1 protein-coding gene is annotated in these 1,025 nt (G+C 68.9%); it reads right to left on the reverse strand.

Features of this window, described 5'->3' with window-relative positions:
• A partial coding sequence (locus ACIG5F_RS49280; RefSeq protein WP_396527288.1) for an inositol-3-phosphate synthase occupies nucleotides 1-1,025 on the reverse strand: 1,025 nt, incomplete at both ends.

The raw sequence follows: 1,025 nt of genomic DNA on the forward strand, positions 1-1,025 counted from the left end.
ACGGCGTCGTGGGCCTGCGAGTCGGAGTACTGCTCCGGCGGCGACTTCATGAAGTAGGAGGAGGCGGACAGGATGGGGCCGCCGATGCCGCGGTCGAGGGCGATCTTGGCGGCGCGGACGGCGTCGATGATGATGCCGGCGGAGTTGGGGGAGTCCCAGACCTCCAGCTTGTACTCGAGGTTGAGCGGCACGTCGCCGAAGGCGCGGCCCTCAAGGCGGACGTAGGCCCACTTCCGGTCGTCCAGCCACTGCACGTAGTCCGACGGGCCGATGTGCACGTTGCGGGCGCCCAGGTCGCGGTCGACCTGGGAGGTCACGGACTGGGTCTTGGAGATCTTCTTGGACTCCAGGCGGTCGCGCTCCAGCATGTTCTTGAAGTCCATGTTGCCGCCGACGTTGAGCTGCATGGTCCGGTCCAGCAGCACGCCCCGGTCCTCGAACAGCTTGGCCAGCACCCGGTGGGTGATGGTGGCCCCGACCTGGGACTTGATGTCGTCGCCGACGATCGGCACGCCGGCCTCGGCGAACTTGGCGGCCCAGGCCGGGTCGGAGGCGATGAACACGGGCAGGGCGTTGACGAAGGCGACCCGGGCGTCGATGGCGCACTGGGCGTAGAACCGGTCGGCCTCCTCGGAGCCGACGGGCAGGTAGGACACCAGCACGTCGACCTGGGCGTCGCGCAGGGCCTTGACCACGTCGACCGGCTCCTGGTCGGACTCCTCGATGGTCTCGCGGTAGTAGCGGCCCAGCCCGTCCAGGGTGTGCCCGCGCTGCACCGGCACCCCCAGCGGCGGCACGTCGGCGATCTTGATGGTGTTGTTCTCGCTGGTCACGATGGCCTCGGACAGGTCGAGGCCGACCTTCTTGGCGTCCACGTCGAACGCCGCGACGAACTCCACGTCCCGCACGTGGTAGTCACCGAACTGGACGTGCATCAGGCCGGGCACCCGGGTCCCCGGTTCGGCGTCCCGGTAGTAGTGCACCCCCTGCACCAGGGACGCCGCGCAGTTGCCGACACCCACGAT

It is taken from the genome of Kutzneria sp. NPDC052558 (genome assembly GCF_044547355.1).
GTDB lineage: Bacteria > Actinomycetota > Actinomycetes > Mycobacteriales > Pseudonocardiaceae > Kutzneria.